The organism is Synechococcus sp. CBW1006, from assembly GCF_015840525.1.
Classification (GTDB): domain Bacteria; phylum Cyanobacteriota; class Cyanobacteriia; order PCC-6307; family Cyanobiaceae; genus CBW1002.
In genome coordinates this window covers 1,436,065-1,453,871 of record NZ_CP060396.1, presented here as the reverse complement: position 1 = coordinate 1,453,871, position 17,807 = coordinate 1,436,065, and the positions used below count along the sequence as shown (strand labels likewise).

Genomic DNA, 17,807 nt, shown 5'->3' with positions numbered 1-17,807 from the left:
AGGAATCATTCACTCGGGTGCTGCAAAAGCCGAATGATTTTCCTCCTGCCAATTCACATCCTGCAAGTCGCGGAACACCTGGCGCACGCCCACACCCCAGGCGCTGCTCAGTTCCGCGAACTCGGCATCGCCATCGCCGAAGCGGCGGCGGTGGGTGATAGCCAGGCTGTCACGCTCATAGGCGATCAGATCGATCGGCATCCCCACCGAAAGATTGCTGCGCATGGTGGAATCGAACGACACCAGCACACATTTGGCCGCATCCGCCAGCGAGGTGTCGGCATGAATCACGCGGTCGATGATCGGCTTGCCGTATTTCGCCTCGCCGGTCTGGAGAAACGGCGTATCTGCGCTGGCTTCGATGAAATTTCCCTCGGCATACATCCGAAACAGCCGTGGCGCTTCGCCCTTGATCTGGCCGCCCACCAGAAACGACGCATTGAACCCACTACCTGAGGCTTCCAGGTAGGCGGCATCACGCTGCTGGACCTTGCGCACCACATCCGACACCAACAGCATCACATCAAACATCGTGCGCGCCGTCCACAGGGTGTCGCCCCCATTGCTGTCGTCGGCCCGCTGGCGCAACAGGCTGATCACCGCCTGGGTGCCGGCCAGACTGCCGGAGCTGAGCAGCACCAGCACCCGATCGCCGCTGCGCTCGAACACGGTCATCTTGCAGAAGGTGGCGAAATTATCCAGACCCGCATTGGTGCGTGAATCCGAGCCGAACACCATGCCGGCCTGCAGGAGAACGGCTACGCAATAGGTCATGTGGCCCACACCTGGAAAGATTCCAGTGTCGAGGAACCGAACGTGGTGGGGAAGGCCCCATCGGCCGCATCTCGGCCGCGGGCGATCAGGATGCGCCCGATTCGCGGAGGATTGCTACGTGGATCGAACACAGACCAGCCATCGTCGAGGTAGGCCTCGAACCAGGCTGAGAAGTCCATGGCCGAGTGGGGCGGCCGCACCGCGATGTCGCTCAGGTAACCGGTGCTGTAGCGAGCCGGAATGGTCATCCAGCGGCAGAAGGCAATGGCCAGCAGGCCTGCTGGCCCTTCGTCGTGGCGATCAGGTCTTGGCGGACCTCCAGTTCCACGTGGGGAATCCGCCGTTGCCCTCCATGCACCGGCGTGAAACTGTGCACGGCCACCAGCACGCCGGGCTGACCCTGCCGGGATCGCCCATCAAGCTCGGCGGCGATGCGGCGGTGGCAGGGCTCGAACAGCGCCTCAGGCCCTCGCCGACGCACGTCCGAAGAGAGGGTGCGATTGGAGGGGATCAGGGCATTTTCGCTGCGCACCACGATCGAATCAGGGGCCCAGGGCGGATGGTTCACGTCGATCACCAGCCGTGAGTAGTTGTGGAGGATCAGGACGGCATCCAGCCGAGCCGAGAGGCGCTCCGCCAGAGCCGCCACACCCAGATCCCAGGCCCCATGGGTCTCGAGCACCTCATCGCTGAGCTGAAGCTTGGCCAGAGAGCGGGGAATGGAGCGGCCGGCGTGGTCGGCGGTGAGCAGCACGGCGGAGCGACCGCCGGAGCCGACGATCCGGAAACGGCATGGCAGGCGGGTGCGGGGGCATGCAGCCAGATCTCGAGAATAAGATCTGGCTGTGGGACAGTGACCATCCATTCCCCCATGCTCGTGCCAAACGACAGCAAGTCCCTCAAGTCGGTGATCGCTGGCCTGCTGGTCCTGGTCGGCGCGATCGGAGGCCTGGCCCTGCTGGTCTGGTTCACGGTCGTGCTGCTCGACCTCAAACACCTGAACACCTCCGGTTTCACCCTGCCCTGAGGAGCGCCCTCACGCGGGCCGCGCAGGGAAACGGCTGCTGAATCCGAGCAGGTCGAAGCCCGTGACCAGAACACCGATGCCCATCAGGAGACCAATCACCGAGAGCAGAGCGGGCCTGCACGATGCCCTGTGATCGAGGGGAGGGGCGGCGCATGATCAGACACCGTCCTGGCTTGCCGAATTAACGTGCGAAAAAGCAAGAATCCTGCGTTGCTGCGGCATCCCTATCTCAGGTCAAAGCACGGGCTTCGCCTGCAGATTCACCTGGGCCCTTGCAGAGGACGCCGCGTGCGAAGGGTCCTTGACCGAGGGCAAGGCTGAAGGGGCCACGGCACAGCAGAGCAGCCTGCAGGTCGTACGGGATGAAGCTGCGACGGCAGGCAGCCGGGACCCATCGGCGCGATCCTGGTTGGAGCACAACGACACCACCTCTGCGATGGGCCTTCCCTCAGATCAGCCACTGAACCCCTCCTCAGGGGAGCCCCAGCGCCGCAGCGGGCGGTACCGCTACCACGGTGGCAAGCCTGCCGATCCCAACGAGGGTGTGCATCCTGAAATGGTCGACGCCGACGCATCCCAGCAACCGACTGCCGGCATCCCGGGCAGCCCCGATGAACTGATCGCCATGCAGGCCAGGTCCGAGCGTCTGGAGAAGCCCGAACAGGAGCCGAGTGCCAAGGTCCAGGAGGTGCTGGATCTGATCGAACAGCTCGATACCAGTGCCTCTGAAGATCAACAGATTGCTCTGACGCTGGTCCGTCAATTGGAGGGGTTCCACGATGAGGTGGTCGAGGAGATGAAGGACGACGCGCAGGCCAAGCACACTCAGATCATTGCCTGGGCAATCGATGCCGACCGGTTGATGCGCAGTCGGATCTTGCTGGAGTCCGTTGACCTGGAGTGAATCGATCCGGAGAAGATCGCGATCCGATCAGCTCCTGCAGCAGCATCCTTGGGAGCACCGGCTGATCCTGCGACCCAACGACCTGAGCAAGGCTTCTTTGATTGTCTGCGGTCAGACGTCGGTTCCGGGACACCGAATCCAGCCAATTCCATCCCTTCTGCCACCATTCAGATCGCTCGAACGCAGATCGAGTGAGCCAATGTCAGTGGATTCATGACAGGCTTGGCATCAGCCCGCCGCGGCGATCAGGGATCCAGGCCAGCGGCACGACCAACCCATTTTCACGCGCCTGGACTGGGCCAGTGGCTGATCGGCTGCTGGTCGAGGATGGATGCGTGCATCCATCCTTCTGGCGTGGGATGCAGCTCCTCATCACATCCTGGTGATCGGTCATGGCATCCGTTACCCGTTTCTGGTCCACCTGGGGGGCGACCCAGCTGATGCTGTCCCCTGCCCTGGTTCTGCTCACCCTGGCGAAACCTGTCCACGCCCAGGTGCAGGTGCTGTGTGAGGGCACCCTGCTGGAGGCTCAGGGCAGTGCTGAACGCAAACGCGCCACCCAGCGGCTGAGCATCTCCCTTGGGCTTGAGGCGGAGGCGGCCTCGGCCGATGCCGCCCTGGCAGAACTGCAGCGCCGTCTTGCCGCTGTGCGCTCAGCACTTCAGGATCTCGATGTCAACGATCTGCGGGTGAGCTCTCCGTCGACATGGCAGCGCTCAGCGGAATCGAATCGACCGGCCCGGATCACAGCACAACTGCAGGTGAGTGGCGATCTGGCACCAGAGCGTTTGCAGCGCTTGGTCCGTGACGTGGGTGCCTTGCCGGGTGTCCAGCTAGCGCCGGTTCGCCCTCAGGCGGATCCGATCGCCGATGTTGCCGTGCGGCGCGAGCTGTTGAGGCTCGCGTATCAGGATGCCTTGCGGCAGGGCCGCGAGCTCGCTGAAGCGATCGGGCTCAGTCATGTGCGGCCGCTGCAGGTTTCGGTGAATGGCGGATTCAGGCCAGTGCCGATGCTGGCCAGGGCCGCCGATGCGGCCGCGCCTCCACCCTTCGATCCGGCCGAACTGCCCAGTCCGATCGACAGGCTGCAGCTGCAGGCCCAGTTCTGCGCGCGCTGAGATTGGCGCCACGGCGATCGATCCGGGCAAGCTCAATCTTGTCGGGGCACGTCGCGGGGCTGTAACACCTTTCTCCCAGGCAGGTGTCCGGACGCCCCCCCGCTCAGAATCGGTACTTCACTTGGGCGTACAGGCCCTTGCCCAGGGCCCAGTCGGTCCATTCGCCCAGGTTGTCGTTGGTTTCGAACTGTTCCACCCAGCCCAGTTCCACCAGCCAGCTGTTGCCGGCCAACCAGCGCGCCAGGATCCCGCCGGAGCCCACCGTGTCGGAGAAGGTGACCCCCGCCAGGGTGGTCGTCACACCACCCATGCCGATGAACGGCACCAGCTGGAGGCTTTGGTTGTTCTTCTGCCAGAAGGTCCAGGCCACCTCGGCGGTGCCGAGCCAGCCGTTGTCGCCACTGAGGAACTGGCCGGGCAGGCCGCGGATGCCGGCATCGGAGCCCACGGTGAACTGCATCGAGTTGGTCAGGGGCTTGAAGGCCACCTGGCCGCCGGCCCGCAGGTTCAGTTGCCAGCTGGGGGCAAAGGCCCAGGCCGCTGAGATCAGGCCGCCGAGGGCGGTGGCTTCGCCGGGATAGAGATCCACCTGAGCCAGCTCCTTACGCTGCTGCTGGGGTGTGGCGGCGGCAATGCCCTGCAGCAGATAGACGTTGCCAGCCCAGCCCAGCGAGCCGCTGAGTCCATTGGCGGCCAGACCGACCCGCAGGTAGCCGTTGCTGGGGGAGCGCACGCTCTCCGGCACCAGGTCCGGCAGGGCCCTGCCGTCAAGGTAGGTAGTGCTGCGGTCGCCGCTGAATCCGGCGAACAGACTCCAGCGCTGGCTGAGGGTGTCCTTGAACACCCACTCGACCTGGCCCAGCCCCTGGAACTGGGTCGTGGAGATGCCGTTCGTGGGGGAGGGAAGCTCGATCAGGTTGCGGCGGCTGTAACCGAAGGCGCCGGTGAAGTTCCATTGATCGGCCAGGGGCACCGTGTAGCTCACCGACGTGATCACAGCCCCGAGTGAGGGCGTGTTGTCTGTGCCGAGCTCGCTGTAGATCAGCAGGGTGTCGCCGCGGGTGGCCAGGTTGGCCTTGGCGATGGTGCCGATGGCGCGTGCCTCACCGGAGCCGTTGGAGCCGTCGTTGCGGAGGGAGAATTCGCCTTGCCAGGGCTGGTCGCTGGGCTGGAAGCTCACCGTGAAGACCGCCTGGGAAGGGTCGCTGCCCAGGCGTGAAAGGTTGCCGCGCACGTTCGCCACACCCGGCAGGCGCTTCAGCAATTGCAGTTGCTGCTCCACGGTGGGCAAGTGCAGCACCGAGCCCTGCAGGGGAGCCAGCAGCCGCGACACCTTGCGGCTGAGGCGGCCGTCGTCGCTGTTGACGCGGAGTTCCACCACTCGCCCTTCGACCACCTCCAGGTAGCCAGGGGCTGGTGTGGCTTTGACATAGACACGGCTGTTGAGATAGCCATCGGCCACCAACCGGGCCGTGAGGACTGCAGCACAGGTCTGGAGCCGTTGGGCCGATGCCTCGCCGGCGCCGCACCCGGCCAGGATTGTTGAGAGATCAGAGGCGTCGTAGACGGTGAGCCCCTCCACCCGGGGCTCTGCACTGCTGCCGAAGTCGCCGGGTACGGCTGGTGGTTCGGTGCCGGGTTGATCCGGGGAATCGGGCGTCTGGGCCGGGGGCTCGCCATCGATCGGTTCCTGAATCTCCACCGGAACCGGTTGCTGCTCTCCCCGGGGGGCCGGACGCTGTTCCCCGGCATCGGGTCCGGGCAGCCGAATCGGACTGTTCTGCAGCGGCGGCGCAACCAGCTGGGCTAACAGGAGGAGCATCTGATGCCCACAGAACGCAATTCCAACCGGGAATTGTCAACGGAAGGATCGAGGGTGGTGAAGGCTGGTGTGCCGCTGTTTCGATCGACTGAACGACTTCAAAGCTGTGCGGCAGGGACTCTGCCCTTCAGGCGGTCGACGGCAATTGGACAGGCAGAGCCCGGCGGGGCATGGGTCATCCGCGATACCAGGGCTTCTGGCGCGGGCATTCCCGACAGCCATGGTAGCGATTGCTACTCAAGGGCAGACAATCGCAGAGCCTGCTGTTAGAAGAAGATGGATAGTTTCGGACGTGCTCAACGCGAGCGTGCTCTAAAATTGAGCTCATAAGTCAAGTTTTTCCATCCTATGCTGAACTCATTGGCGATAGGCCTGACGAGTCGCGGCAACCTCTACGGCCTCAGTGGGGGCTTTGGCGCCTCGCGGCATCAACGACAGCCACCTCCCCCCATGACGGCAAAGCCTCAATTCCGCCTGTGGGCGTTGGGCCTCGGGGCCGGCCTGGGCCTCACGGGGCTGCTCCTGGGCGCTGGTCGTGCGGCGGCGGAGGTGAAGGGAGCGGCAGGAGCGAGGAGCCTGGGCACGGTGGTGAATGGGGTCAGGGACGGCAGCTGTGAAGCCGGCCTGTGCGGCGTGAGTGGCGGAACGGGGGCAGGGCGCAATCTGTTTCATCGCTTCGGTGCGTTCGATACGCGCGGCGGCATCACGGGAGTGCGGATTGAGTCGGGTGGATATAGCAATGTCATGGTAGGGGTGATTAATTCTCTGGGCAGCTTTATTGATAAGCCGGTTTCACTGAGCAGCAAAGGAAATCTGTTCTGGCTGTCTCCTGGCGGGATCACGATCAGTGGCTCCGGCGGATTCCAGAATGTGCAGCATCTCAATCTCAGTACCGCCACGGCTCTGCGGATTGGATCTGGCCTGTTTGATGTGCTGGGAACAACGCCGGCCCAGGCGGCCCTGCTCAGTGGTGAACCGCTGCGGGGCCGCTCTGGCCTGGTGACGGACTCGGCCAGTCTGGCGGCGCTGGGGTTGAGTAGCAATGGCGATCTGAGCCTCGCTGGCGGCACGCTCACGGTGGATCAGAGCCTGCTGATGGATGCCCAGGGCGGCAATGTGATTCTGCAGGCGGCGCGTCTGCTGGTGAGTGGCGGCGAGATCGAGGTGGCCGGCCGTGATGTGAGCATCAGCTCCAGTGAGCTGAACGTGAGCAGCGCCGATGGCGTGGGCGGGCGGATTGCGGTGGAAGGAGAGGTGGTGAGTGTTCGCGATAGCCGCATCGATTCGAGCGGAGCCACCGGTGGCGGAACCGTGGTGCTGGCGGCGGTGGGAGATCTGACGCTGGAGAACACCGATGTGCTCGCCACTGGCGGCGACGGCGACGGCGGTGAAGTGGCGAGCGAGCCAGAGAGCGCTGGCGATGGTGCCGGAAACGATCCGGCCACGATTGTTGCGGCCGCAGAGGAGGAAGAGGCGTCGGCCAGTGAGGCCGGCAGCGATGGATCCGAGACCGGTGGAACAGAGACCGGTGGATCAGAGACCGGTGGATCCGAGGCCGCGGCGGATGGTGCCAGCGAGACAGGTCTCGAGACATCTGATGCGGATAGCACGGACGCCCCGGAAGCAGGACCAGATGTCGCCAGCGAGGGATCGGCAGCCTCAGCCTCGGAACCGTCATCCGAGGCGATGCCTGAGGCCAGCAGCGATGCAGCCTGGCCATCCGGTGCTGTAATCGTGGCTGAAGCCGGATCAGGCGACTCCGGACCAGCTGATGCGGGTTCGAGTGATCCAGCACCGTCCGCCCCGGTGGGTGTAGCCGCCGCCGCCTCGACACCGCCGCCAGCGGTAGCTGATGGGATCCCGGCTAAGGCGGTGCTGGCCGATGGGGGACGGATTGAGCTGAAGGGGCAGCGGGTCTTGATCAGCGGCGGCATGATCAATGCCTCCGGCAGTGGCTCTGCGGAAGGCAGCACCGATGGCGGTAGCGGCACGGTGGTGGAGAACAGCGGCACGAGCGGCAGCTGGAGCTTTGCGCCGCAGACCGGCACCACAGACCTGAACGCAGCGCTGGCGGAACCACCACCGGACGCCGTGACTGTGGTGGAAGCTCCGCTGCTGGAGGCTGCGGTGCTCGAGCCCCTGGCCAGTCAGGTCTCCGCTGAGGACATGTCCACGGTGCAAGCTCCCCTCGTGACGGAGGATGTGATCGCGTCCCTGAGCAATGACGTTTCTGCTCTGGATGTGACAGCCGTTACGGCTGAAGCACCGGCTGCCGCCCTCCTGGCCCCATCGACCCCGTTGGTGTCACCAACAACACCATCGACGACAGCTCAGGTTCCACCGGCCAGTGGCCGGGGGGGGCAGGTCACGATTGCCGGTGGCACGGTGCTTCAAAGTGGCGCCATTCGGGCCAGCGGCAGCAGCGGCGGCAGTGTGGTGCTGACTGCCGCTGAGACGTTGATGAGCTCGGCGGAAGTGCGTGCCACCGGTTCGGCGGGCAACGGTGGTGTGATCCAGCTGGAGGCGGGCGGCAACGTGATCCAGTCGGCTGCGTCCGTCTTGCAGGCCAGCGGCACGGAACTCGGAGGCAGCATCACGGTGTCAGCGGGAAGGAACCTGTTCAGCTCCGGCACCTATGAGGCGATCGGCACGGGCGAGCAGGCCCAGGGCGGCAGCATCGAGATCAGTGGGACCACAATCCAGCTGCAGGGCGCCAGTGCCGATGCCAGCGGTGACGGTGGCGGCGGTTCGATCCAGGTGGGGGGAGGATTCCGGGGAGCGGCGCTGCCGAGCGGAGCCGCGAATGCCCGATCCACCACGGTCACCTTCTCCACAACATTGAACGCAGATGCAACCGGCCAAGGTGATGGCGGAACGGTGATTGTCTGGTCGGATGATACGACGCGTTTCTATGGCTCCGTATCGGCCAAGGGCGGACTACAGGGCGGTGATGGCGGCCTGCTGGAGGTGTCCGGCAAGGAACTGCTGACCTTTGGTGGAACGGCCGATGCGTCAGCGCCAAAGGGTAAGGCAGGCACCCTGCTGCTAGACCCCAAAAATATCATCATTGATGCCTCCGCGACCCCAAAGGAGGGAAGCTATTTGGTCACAGATCTGGTGGATCCGAATCCAGTGGAGTATGGGGGATTTGGACGTGATGTACTGGTGCTGAGCGGTGGAAACATTCTGGCTTTCGACCCTGACGATGATGCAGTCGCTGCCGATGCAGGAGCGGTCTATCTCTTTAATGGCCAAACCGGGGCCTTGCTATCGACGCTGCATGGTTCTAATCCTGATGATCAGGTGGGAAATTATGGCGCCGTTGAGCTGAGCAATGGTAACTTTGTGGTGCTTAGTCCTGACTGGGATGCCCCATCAGATTCTGGACTAATCTCAGCGGCAGGGGCCGTGACCTGGGGGCATGGGACAACAGGCGTCAGTGGGGCGGTGAGTTCGACCAATTCCTTGGTGGGCTCGAATAGATTTGATTATGTCGGCGAGTATGGCGTGACGCCATTGAGCAATGGTAATTACGTGGTAAACAGTCCTTTCTGGGACGCTCCCTCCGATTCGGGTCTGATCTCAAATGCAGGGGCCGTGACCTGGGGGAATGGAGCAACAGGCATCAGTGGGGCGGTGAGTTCGACCAATTCCTTGGTGGGTTCGAATAGATTTGATTATGTCGGCATGTTTGGCGTGACGCCATTGAGCAATGGAAATTACGTGGTCAATAGTCCATACTGGGACGCTCCCTCCGATTCGGGTCTGATCTCAGATGCAGGGGCCGTGACCTGGGGGAATGGCAGTGTCACGGGAACGCGGACGGTGGGTGTGGTGAGCTCAGAAAATTCACTGGTGGGCTCGAATACGTTTGACTATGTAGGGATTGGTGGCGTGACAGCGTTGAGCAATGGCAACTATGTGGTGAACAGTTACTTTTGGGATGCCCCATCCGATTCTGGGCTGATCTCAGATGCGGGGGCCGTGACCTGGGGGAATGGGAGCGGTGGCACGGTGGGTGAGGTGAGTGCAGGGAATTCACTGGTGGGCTCGAATACGTTTGACTCTGTAGGGACTGGTGGCGTGACAGCATTGAGCAATGGCAACTATGTGGTGAGCAGTCCGAACTGGAACGCTCCCTCCCGTTCGGGTCTGATCTTCGATGCAGGGGCCGTGACCTGGGGGAATGGGGCAACAGGCATCAGTGGGGCGGTGAGTTCTACCAATTCCTTGGTGGGCTCGAATGAATTTGATTATGTCGGCGAGTTTGGCGTGACGCCATTGAGCAATGGTAATTACGTGGTAAATAGTCCATCCTGGAACGCTCCCTCCGATTCGGGTCTGATCTCAGATGCAGGGGCCGTGACCTGGGGGAATGGCAGTGTCACGGGAACGCGTACTGCGGGTGTGGTGAGCTCTGAAAATTCACTGGTGGGCTCTCTTGCTGGGGATCGAGTGGGCCTGGGTGGCGTGACAGCATTGAGCAATGGAAACTATGTGGTGGCTAGTCACGAATGGAATTCCCTCACTGCTTCTAATGTCGGGGCTGTGACATGGGGGAATGGAAGTGTCACAGGAACGCGTACAGCGGGTGTGGTGAGCTCAGGGAATTCACTGGTGGGCTCGAATACGTTTGACTATGTAGGGATTGGTGGCGTGACAGCATTGAGCAATGGCAACTATGTGGTGAACAGTTACTTTTGGGATGCCCCATCCGATTCTGGGCTGATCTCAGATGCGGGGGCCGTGACCTGGGGGAATGGGAGTGGTGGCACGGTGGGTGAGGTCAACGATACAAATTCATTGGTAGGCTCTACCACTAATGATCGGATTGGCAGTTTCGGCGTTGTAGAAGTCGGAACCGGTAATTATGTGTTAATAAGCCCAAGCTGGGATGACCCATTTGGTTCTAGCGGGTTGATTACAAATGCTGGTGCTGTGACATGGGGAAGTAGCAGTGGCAGCACGGTGGGCGCGGTGACTGCCGCCAATTCACTGGTGGGCTCTTTTTCATTCGATAGTGTGGGCCAGGGTGGCGTGACAGTCTTGAGCAATGGCAACTTTGTGGTGAGCAGCCCCTTCGTAGATGCCTCATCCACCTCTGGGCTGATCGAAAACGCGGGTGCCGTGACATGGGGGGATGGCAGTGTTGGCTTGTCTGGGCCTGCAACCAGCTTGAACTCGCTCCTCGGTACGCAACCGTACCAAGGCTATGGGACAGTTTGTGGTGAAGGCTGTGAATCACAGATTATTGGGCTTGATGGTGATCGATTTGTTGTTGGCTCACCATCCACAGATTCCGCCACTGCGTTCGGTGTTGGCCTGCTGCAGGTGGCGGAAGGCAACATCCCTTCTGACATGCTCGGCTCTGATCAGATTCTGACCCCAGCGCAGATTGAAGCGATCGCAAACAGCGGAACGGATGTGATCCTGCAAGCAAATAATGACATCACGCTGACTCCAGCATCCGACATCAACATCGACAATCCTGAAGGGATTGGTGGCTCCCTCTCTCTGCAGGCCGGGCGATCCATCGTTCTGAACTCCAGTATTACTACAGACGGCTCAGATGTAAGCTTACTCGCCAACGATCCATTGGCAAATTTTGAATTTCGAGATCCTGGAGAAGCAGAAGTTTGGATGGGCGAAGGCACAACGATCAACGCAGGCACTGGCAATATCGACATCAAACTTTCCCCCTCTAGATATGGAGAAGGTGAATCAGTAGATGCAGATGCGGGCAATGTCACGCTCCAAGCCTTATCCGGCTCAACTGTGCGGATTGACGCTCAAACCGATGCCGGCAACATAATCAGTCTCAACGAACAGATCAGCGCAAGTTTCACCAAGGATGATTATAGTGTCTTTGATTCTATTGTCTTGAACATTGGGGAAGGATCGTTGCTGAATAATGGTGGCGATTATGTTCTGAGCGTTGATGCGGAGTTCGGAGCTCGCTGGCTTGTCTATGCAGCCGAGCCCTCCGAAGAGGTGAATGCTCTTCCACGTGGCTTCAAGCAATACGGCAAGGTCGAAGGCGATAGGACACCGATTGCAGCGGCATCAGGAAATGGAGTGATTTATGGAAATTCACCAATTATCGAAATCAGCCTTGAAGGCTCAGTTTCGAAAACGTATGACGGCACACCTGACTCCACGCTGGAAGGAAGCTCTTATGTTGTGACAGGCATTCTAGATGGTGACAACGTCGACTTCTCGCTCCCTGGTTCGGGTCTGTTCGTGGACTTAGAGGGGCAGGGGGTTAAGAATGTAGGTACAGGGATAAATGTACAAGTCTCTGGACTGGCCATCGTCGACGAAGAGATAAACAAGGTTTTTGGGTATCAGCTCGCGAGTGAAACCATCACTGGTGCCATAGGTGAAATCACGCCAAAGGCTCTCACGGTGACGCTGAGTGCGCAGAGCAAGGAGTATGACGGCACCACAACAGCAGAGCTGGCCAGCGAGGATTACCAGCTGACCGGTTTTGTAGACGGGGAGGGAGGAGACCTGCAGTCCCTGCCGACAGAGGGTCAGTTCAATAGCAAGGATGTGTTGGCGGCAACCCGTGTGTCGGCGGAGTTGACAGCAGAGAACTATCAGGCGTCAGAGGGAACAAGTCTTGATAATTACAGCGTCGATACGAGTGCCGAGGGAGACGGAAGCATCACGCCAAAGGCTCTCACGGTGACGCTGAGTGCGCAGAGCAAGGAGTATGACGGCACCACAACAGCAGAGCTGGCCAGCGAGGATTACCAGCTGACCGGTTTTGTAGACGGGGAGGGAGGAGACCTGCAGTCCCTGCCGACAGAGGGTCAGTTCAATAGCAAGGATGTGTTGGCGGCAACCCGTGTGTCGGCGGAGTTGACAGCAGAGAACTATCAGGCGTCAGAGGGAACAAGTCTTGATAATTACAGCGTCGATACGAGTGCCGAGGGAGACGGAAGCATCACGCCAAAGGCTCTCACGGTGACGCTGAGTGCGCAGAGCAAGGAGTATGACGGCACCACAACAGCAGAGCTGGCCAGCGAGGATTACCAGCTGACCGGTTTTGTAGACGGGGAGGGAGGAGACCTGCAGTTCCTGCCGACAGAGGGTCAGTTCAATAGCAAGGATGTGTTGGCGGCAAGCCGTGTGTCGGCGGAGTTGACAGCAGAGAACTATCAGGCGTCAGAGGGAACAAGTCTTGATAATTACAGCGTCGATACGAGTGCCGATGGAGACGGAAGCATCACGCCAAAGGCTCTCACGGTGACGCTGAGTGCGCAGAGCAAGGAGTATGACGGCACCACAACAGCAGAGCTGGCCAGCGAGGATTACCAGCTGACCGGTTTTGTAGACGGGGAGGGAGGAGACCTGCAGTCCCTGCCGACAGAGGGTCAGTTCAATAGCAAGGATGTGTTGGCGGCAAGCCGTGTGTCGGCGGAGTTGACAGCAGAGAACTATCAGGCGTCAGAGGGAACAAGTCTTGATAATTACAGCGTCGATACCAGTGCCGATGGAGACGGAAGCATCACGCCAAAGGCTCTCACGGTGACGCTGAGTGCGCAGAGCAAGGAGTATGACGGCACCACAACAGCAGAGCTGGCCAGCGAGGATTACCAGCTGACCGGTTTTGTAGACGGGGAGGGAGGAAACCTGCAGTCCCTGCCGACAGAGGGTCAGTTCGATAGCAAGGATGTGTTGGCGGCAACCCGTGTGTCGGCGGAGTTGACAGCAGAGAACTATCAGGCGTCAAGGGGAACAAGTCTTGATAATTACAGCGTCGATACGAGTGCCGATGGAGACGGAAGCATCACGCCAAAGGCTCTCACGGTGACGCTGAGTGCGCAGAGCAAGGAGTATGACGGCACCACAACAGCAGAGCTGGCCAGCGAGGATTACCAGCTGACCGGTTTTGTAGACGGGGAGGGAGGAGATCTGCAGTTCCTGCCGACAGAGGGTCAGTTCAATAGCAAGGATGTGTTGGCGGCAACCCGTGTGTCGGCGGAGTTGACAGCAGAGAACTATCAGGCGTCAAGGGGAACAAGTCTTGATAATTACAGCGTCGATACGAGTGCCGATGGAGACGGAAGCATCACGCCAAAGGCTCTCACGGTGACGCTGAGTGCGCAGAGCAAGGAGTATGACGGCAGCACAACAGCAGAGCTGGCCAGCGAGGATTACCAGCTGACCGGTTTTGTAGACGGGGAGGGAGGAGACCTGCAGTCCCTGCCGACAGAGGGTCAGTTCAATAGCAAGGATGTGTTGGCGGCAAGCCGTGTGTCGGCGGAGTTGACAGCAGAGAACTATCAGGTGTCAAGGGGAACAAGTCTTGATAATTACAGCGTCGATACGAGTGCCGAGGGAGACGGAAGCATCACGCCAAAGGCTCTCACGGTGACGCTGAGTGCGCAGAGCAAGGAGTATGACGGCACCACAACAGCAGAGCTGGCCAGCGAGGATTACCAGCTGACCGGTTTTGTAGACGGGGAGGGAGGAGACCTGCAGTCCCTGCCGACAGAGGGTCAGTTCAATAGCAAGGATGTGTTGGTGGCAAGCCGTGTGTCGGCGGAGTTGACAGCAGGGAACTATCAGGCGTCAGAGGGAACAAGTCTTGATAATTACAGCGTCGATACGAGTGCCGAGGGAGACGGAAGCATCACGCCAAAGGCTCTCACGGTGACGCTGAGTGCGCAGAGCAAGGAGTATGACGGCACCACAACAGCAGAGCTGGCCAGCGAGGATTACCAGCTGACCGGTTTTGTAGACGGGGAGGGAGGAGACCTGCAGTCCCTGCCGACAGAGGGTCAGTTCAATAGCAAGGATGTGTTGGCGGCAACCCGTGTGTCGGCGGAGTTGACAGCAGAGAACTATCAGGCGTCAGAGGGAACAAGTCTTGATAATTACAGCGTCGATACGAGTGCCGAGGGAGACGGAAGCATCACAACTCGCCCACTATCGACTTGGCTTGGCAGCGGAGGTGGCCTTTGGAGTGAATCTACTAATTGGGATGCTCTTCCTACCTTAGGCAACGTAGATTCAGTGCTTATTGGAGAAGGCAGCGGATCGATTGTTTTTGATTCCAGCGCTGGCTTCGTGTCGTTGCAGTCTCTGGATATTGGAGGCGTACTCAGAGTGGAGGGTGGATCACTTGCCGTTTCCGGAGCCACAGAGATATCAGAAAGCGGCTCCTTTAACTTCCTGGGAGGAGCCTTCTCTACCGCTGAATTCCTGAATTCTGGCAGCGTGCGCCTGGCAGCGACTACCCCTGGAGCAATCAGCTTAATTACAAATACCGGGGGAGACATTGTTGCTGATTCTGGTCTTCAGGTTGCAACCTTGAATCTTCTCGGGGGATCAGTGAGTGGCTCTGGCTCCCTAAACGTGACAGATAGCTACTCACAATCAGGAGGTCTGATCAGCGGCTTTGACACTGTTGCCATTAACCAGGCCAGTGGCGAACTAAGCCTGTCCCAGGGTCAGATTCTGTCCCCAGGAGGGTCAATTGCTCTAAATAGCAATTCAGGCTCTTTGCTTTTGGAGAACACTTTACTGGATACCAGTGGCGCCGCCGATGGAGGCCTGACAAGCCTGGATGGCAGGACAATTGATATACTAAACAGCGACATAAATACTTCTGGAGAAAATAACGGAGGAGCGATTGACATTGGCTTACGCTCACTGCCAAGTAATGTGGTAGTTATTGGTTCCAACTTAATCGCTGATCCCCCCGCGATTGGCGGCTCCTTGCGGATCAATGGATCCAGTCTCGACATCAGAGGTGGCAGCCGCGGAACCATCCTCAACGTCGTTGGGCTTTCAGGTGGCCTGGTGCAAATCGGATCCTTGGACACGAACGCTCTCAATATTGATGGCGGCGTCACAATTCAGCTTGGTCCAACGGCTTCCAGCGCCTTCCTGACAGGCCCGCGACCTCCTGCCACCTTGTTCAACGACGCCACCATCCAGATCATCGGTGGCACACCGACTCCGACTCCGGGGCCTGGACCTACGCCAACCCCCATCCCAGCCCCGGGTCCTACGCCAACGCCCATCCCAGCCCCGGGTCCTACGCCGACCCCACTCCCCACGCCAACGCCACTTCCTGGGCCTGGACCTTCGCCAACGCCCATCCCAGCCCCGGGTCCTACGCCGACTCCGCTCCCCACGCCAACACCTGCGTCGAGCCAATCGCCCAACCCCAGTCCAGTGCCGGTCTCGTCGTCACTGCTGGACCAGGTCTTGAGCGTTCAGTCCCTGATTGAGCAGCCGCCCATCACCGATGAGGAGGTGATTCCCTCTCTGGAGGCATCAGCACCGTTGCCGCTGGGGGGAGGGGGTGATGTGACTGTGGAGCAACCGATTCGAATCACCCTGGAGACGAGTTCCTTCCTTTTCACTGACGAACTTGCGGAGATGCCGGGTGTGCTCAGCGATGCCTTGCTGGCAGAGTCGATCCTCGACCTCCGTCCTGACGATGGTCAGGCAAGCGGAGAGCCTGTCACTCAGGAATTGCTCGCGGCACTCCCCTTCGGCACCGTGTTTCAGGTGGATCTGGAGGCAGATCTCACGTCAATCGATCTAGAGGGCGATGACTGGCTGGCCCGGGCGGATCTGGAAACGGATGCGTTCAGCCGTTCGTTACTGGAGGCGCAGGCTCTCCGCTCCGCGGATGTAGTGACCTCCACTCTCGATCTGCTCAATGGACTGGGATCTCCCCTGCAACTGACGGTCTTGCCGATGACGAGTGCCGAGGCAATTCAGGCTTTCCAGATGGGGGAACAGCGCTCCTCCGATGACACTGCCGAGAAGCTCGCCCTAACGGGAGGGCGCCGTGTCACGCCCCTCACAACTGAGGAAGTGCAAAGTGTGCTTCAGCGGGTTCAGCGCGCCTCCAATTACGCGCCATACAAGTTGGGAGCGCTGCGGATGAGTTTCAGCAGCGACGCCGCAGCTGGAAGTCTCAACGGAGAAGGCTTTCTCGACATCACGCTCGTCCCGGCGGAGGGCGAAGTGGTGGGCCGCCGCGTCATGGTGGATACAGGGCAGTTTGGCGAGCGACTGCGGCAGTGGTACGGACAACTGGCCAAACAGAGTCCGATGGACCTAGCCAATCCCTTGGCGCCCGCGCGCCAGCTCTACGACGTTCTGATCCGACCAATGGAACAGGACATCAACTCTCTGGGGCTCACGACGCTTCTGTTATCGGCGGATGCCGGCTTGCAGGCGGTTCCATTTGCGGCCCTGCACGATGGCCAGCAATTTCTGGCGGAACGGATCGGCATTGCGCTGACGCCCTCGATCGGTTTGATGCCACTGGATGTACCGCCGGCGGGGGAGAAGAGTCAACTGCGCACCGGCGCGTCCCGTTTCGACGGGCTGGCACCGCTGCCGCTGGTGCCTCAGGAGCTGGATCAGCTTGCACTCGAGATCCCGGGACGCGCTTTCCTGGATGCAGCTTTCACGCCTGAGCTGTTGCTAGAGAAGGCGGGTGATCCGGCCTTCCAGCAGGTTCATGTGGCGACCCACGCCGAGTTCCTGCCTGGCGGGCCCGCCAAGGCACAGCTTTACTCTGGTGTTGGGCCGATGAGCCTGGCGGAATTCTCCAGCCTGCGCCAGCGGCGCGATGGACAGCCGCTCGACCTGTTCACCCTCAGTGCCTGCCGCACCGCCCTGGGAGACAAGGACAGTGAACTCGGCTTTGCCGGACTGGCCTTGCAGGCGGGCTCCCGCAGTGCGATCGGCACCCTCTGGTACGTGGACGATGTGGCCACATCAGCCCTCTTCGTGCAGTTTTATCGCTACCTCGATGCGGGGATGCCGAAGGCGGAGGCCCTGCAGGCGACCCGCAAGGCGTTCGCCAGCGGCGCGGTGCGACTTCAGGGGGATGCGGTGATCGGCACTGACGGACGGGCTCTGCTCAGCGGGCTGAGCCAAGCGCAACAGCGACGCGTGGAGAATGGCGTGACGCATCCCTACTTCTGGGGTGGAATGCAGTTGCTCGGCACTCCTTGGTGATCAGCCATGGCCCGCCTTTTCCCGTCTTCCCGCCCATGGGGGATCGCCCTGCTGCTGGCCTGCCCCGTCCTCGCACAGCTAGCCCCGGTGGATTCATGCGAGGGCCGAAGTGCGAGTGCTGTGGGAGGGGATCCTGCAGGTGATCGTGCGCTCGGCTCTGCA

8 protein-coding genes are annotated in these 17,807 nt (G+C 60.8%); 4 read left to right on the top strand and 4 right to left on the bottom strand.

What is annotated here, in order from left to right:
* Nucleotides 1-9: 9 nt before the first annotated feature.
* From H8F26_RS06870 to H8F26_RS06860, 3 genes are read right to left on the bottom strand one after another with little or no spacing between them, the layout of a single operon-like run.
* Nucleotides 10-774 carry a peptidase gene (locus tag H8F26_RS06870; RefSeq protein ID WP_197158487.1) on the bottom strand — a complete coding sequence of 255 codons (765 nt, stop codon included), beginning with the start codon at nt 772-774 and terminating at the stop codon, nt 10-12.
* Complete coding sequence (locus H8F26_RS06865; RefSeq protein ID WP_231598063.1) at nt 771-1,022, bottom strand: transglutaminase family protein; 252 nt, start codon at nt 1,020-1,022, stop codon at nt 771-773. Before H8F26_RS06865 ends, H8F26_RS06870 begins: the two co-directional genes overlap by 4 nt.
* Nucleotides 1,019-1,528: an N-formylglutamate amidohydrolase gene (locus H8F26_RS06860; RefSeq protein WP_231598064.1), complete on the bottom strand. Its 510-nt coding sequence runs from the start codon at nt 1,526-1,528 to the stop codon at nt 1,019-1,021. The genes H8F26_RS06865 and H8F26_RS06860 overlap by 4 nt, the downstream gene beginning before the upstream one ends.
* A gap of 117 nt (nt 1,529-1,645) precedes the next feature.
* Here H8F26_RS06860 and H8F26_RS06855 point away from each other — a divergent pair, with 117 nt between their 5' ends.
* The 3 genes from H8F26_RS06855 (at nt 1,646) to H8F26_RS06845 (ending at nt 3,823) form a co-directional block, all read left to right on the top strand.
* Nucleotides 1,646-1,801, top strand: a complete 156-nt coding sequence (locus H8F26_RS06855) for a hypothetical protein (protein WP_197159386.1) — start codon at nt 1,646-1,648, stop codon at nt 1,799-1,801.
* A gap of 436 nt (nt 1,802-2,237) precedes the next feature.
* Complete coding sequence (locus tag H8F26_RS06850) at nt 2,238-2,705, top strand: hypothetical protein (protein ID WP_197158483.1); 468 nt, start codon at nt 2,238-2,240, stop codon at nt 2,703-2,705.
* Nucleotides 2,706-3,145: 440 nt separating this feature from the next.
* Complete coding sequence (locus tag H8F26_RS06845; RefSeq protein ID WP_231605518.1) at nt 3,146-3,823, top strand: SIMPL domain-containing protein; 678 nt, start codon at nt 3,146-3,148, stop codon at nt 3,821-3,823.
* Between the two features lie 103 nt (nt 3,824-3,926).
* Here the strand turns inward: H8F26_RS06845 and H8F26_RS06840 are convergent, their stop codons facing one another.
* The gene (locus H8F26_RS06840; RefSeq protein ID WP_197158480.1) at nt 3,927-5,645 is read right to left on the bottom strand and encodes a ShlB/FhaC/HecB family hemolysin secretion/activation protein; all 1,719 of its coding nucleotides are present in this window, start codon (nt 5,643-5,645) and stop codon (nt 3,927-3,929) included.
* Nucleotides 5,646-6,398: 753 nt separating this feature from the next.
* On the opposite strand from H8F26_RS06840, the gene H8F26_RS06835 reads away from it, so the two are divergent.
* Nucleotides 6,399-17,645: a YDG domain-containing protein gene (locus H8F26_RS06835; RefSeq protein WP_197158478.1), complete on the top strand. Its 11,247-nt coding sequence runs from the start codon at nt 6,399-6,401 to the stop codon at nt 17,643-17,645.
* Nucleotides 17,646-17,807: the final 162 nt, after the last annotated feature.

Coding starts and splice junctions, on each gene's coding strand:
- H8F26_RS06855 (WP_197159386.1), top strand. CDS start 1,646: ATGCTCGTGCCAAACGACAGCAAGTCCCTCAAGTCGGTGATCGCTGGC.
- H8F26_RS06840 (WP_197158480.1), bottom strand. CDS start 5,645: ATGCTCCTCCTGTTAGCCCAGCTGGTTGCGCCGCCGCTGCAGAACAGT.
- H8F26_RS06845 (WP_231605518.1), top strand. CDS start 3,146: ATGCTGTCCCCTGCCCTGGTTCTGCTCACCCTGGCGAAACCTGTCCAC.
- H8F26_RS06870 (WP_197158487.1), bottom strand. CDS start 774: ATGACCTATTGCGTAGCCGTTCTCCTGCAGGCCGGCATGGTGTTCGGC.
- H8F26_RS06850 (WP_197158483.1), top strand. CDS start 2,238: ATGGGCCTTCCCTCAGATCAGCCACTGAACCCCTCCTCAGGGGAGCCC.
- H8F26_RS06865 (WP_231598063.1), bottom strand. CDS start 1,022: ATGACCATTCCGGCTCGCTACAGCACCGGTTACCTGAGCGACATCGCG.